This is a genomic window from Longimicrobium sp. (assembly GCF_036554565.1).
In the GTDB taxonomy this organism is placed as follows: Bacteria; Gemmatimonadota; Gemmatimonadetes; order Longimicrobiales; family Longimicrobiaceae; genus Longimicrobium.
The window spans coordinates 1-1,946 of sequence record NZ_DATBNB010000819.1; the positions used below are offsets into that span (position 1 = coordinate 1).

Consider the following 1,946-nt stretch of genomic DNA (forward strand, 5'->3'; position numbering starts at 1 on the left):
CTCCGCGCCTTGTCCGTGTCCTCGATGCGCAGCAGGAACTCCCCGCCGTAGCGCTTCGCGTAGAGCCAGTTGAAGAGCGCCGTGCGGGCGCCGCCCACGTGCAGGTAGCCGGTGGGGCTGGGGGCGAAGCGGACGCGGATCTGGTCGGACATGGGCGATCGATCGGGATTGACGGTCACGAAGCGCAAAGCGATAGCGCCGGCTGCGCGGGCGACTGCCTGCGGCCGACGAGAGCGGGCAATGTAGGGAGATGCGAGGAGTGGGACTAGACGCGGGGGGGCCCCTCCCCCGGCCCGTCCCCGCACAAACTGTGTGCGGAGAGGGGGGAACGTCGCGTGCGGGAGGCGAGGACCGGTGCTCCGGCGGGCGCCCCCCATCCCCAGCCCTTCCCCCGCAAACTGCGCGGGGGAAGGGAGCTAGTGTGGTGCGCTTCGGATAGGCCGGCGTTTGGGCTGACCGCGGAGGAGGCCTCGGCGCGTCTCGATTATCCCGGTGAATGCCCTTGGCAGCCCTCTCTCCCGAGCCCTCTCCCCCGCAAGCGGGGGAAAGGGAGAATTCGATCGCGCTTCGGAGGGCCTGGTGCACTCGACTACGCGTGCGGTCCGCGAAGGCGGACTTTGGGCCCTCGTTGCCGCGACTTCAGTCGCCCCAGCGCGGCCGGGTGAGGGCCCCACGGCAGCCGAGGCCTCGGCTACGGTGACCGCTGCCGCGCCTCGGCTTGTACGTATCCGCGGCTAGATCCTTCGGCCCGCGACGCCTGTACTTCGGGCCGGTCCGGTGCGCCTGGGCCTCTGGATGACAGGCTGTGGTGCCCTCGCCTGTCGAGGGCGAGGGCGCCTCCTGGATGACACCCGGTCGCCCCCTCAGCCGCCGGGTGAGGCCCCCTACTTCACGATCGCGTCCACCGAGCCCGAGGTCACCGGGTGGTAGCCCGGCCGCGCGATGGCGTAGATGCGGCGGGCGTGGCCCCTGCCCCACTCCCCCTGCTCCATCAGCGCCGCGAAGAGCGGGCGCACGAACTTGCGGCGGCCCTGGCTTGTCAGGAACTGCTCCAGCGCCGGAAGCGCCGGCTCGTAGCGGTTGCGGACCGCGATGGTCAGCCAGCCGAACAGGATCTCGCTGTTTCCCTGCCGCGACAGGCCGAAGGCACGGTCCAGGTCCGCCAGCTGCGCCCGCGTCAGCCGCTGCGGCAGCGATCCCAGGAAGTGCTGCCACTCCTGCGTGCTCCATCCGCTCGTCTGCAGCCGCGCCGCCGCGGTCCCCTGCCCGAACGCGCGCGCCTGCGCTTCCACGCGGGCGAAGGCGCCCGACTGCGGCTGCACCGCGTTGGCCGGCACGCCGGGCTGGTACGCCCACTGCTCCAGCCCGATCCGCCGCTCGAGCTCCGCGTCGCCGCGGATCAGGTTGGCGCGCAGGTCGGCCAGGAACGACTCCGTGGTCATCGGCTGGAAAGCGTGGCGGTCGAAGTACGAGCGCAGGTACGCGTCCCACCGCTCGCGCCCGACGATCTGCTCGATGGTCCGCAGGAACGCCGCGCCCTTCTCGTACGCGATGTCCGTCATCCCGGCGTCGGGGTCGCGGCCCGCCAGATCGATGTGGAGCCGCGTATCCGCCCCCGTCGGGCCGCCCGCGTCCACCACCGCCGACTGCAGCCCGCGCCAGCCCAGGCTCGCAAGCATCGCGGCGCGCTCAGGGCCGAACATCGCCTCCATGATGCGGTTTTCGAAGTAGGTGGTGAACCCCTCGTTCAGCCAGAAATCCGCCCAGGTGGCGTTCGTCACCAGGTTGCCCGACCAGGAGTGGGCCAGCTCGTGCGCGATCAGCGACACCAGCGAGCGGTCGCCCGCCAGGATGGTGGGCGTGGCGAAGGTCAGGCGCGGGTTTTCCATCCCGCCGAAGGGGAACGACGGCGGCAGCACCAGCACGTCGTAGCGGCCCCAGCGGTA

Annotated in this window: 2 protein-coding genes; both read right to left on the reverse strand. The window is 71.5% G+C overall.

Annotation, left to right across the window (positions count from 1 at the left end; all coding sequences use genetic code 11):
• A partial coding sequence (locus VIB55_RS25570; RefSeq protein WP_349263073.1) for a glutamate--tRNA ligase family protein occupies positions 1-152 on the reverse strand: 152 nt, incomplete at its 3' end.
• A gap of 732 nt (positions 153-884) precedes the next feature.
• Positions 885-1,946: leukotriene A4 hydrolase C-terminal domain-containing protein (locus VIB55_RS23235; protein WP_331879064.1), on the reverse strand; the 1,062-nt coding region annotated here is incomplete at its 5' end.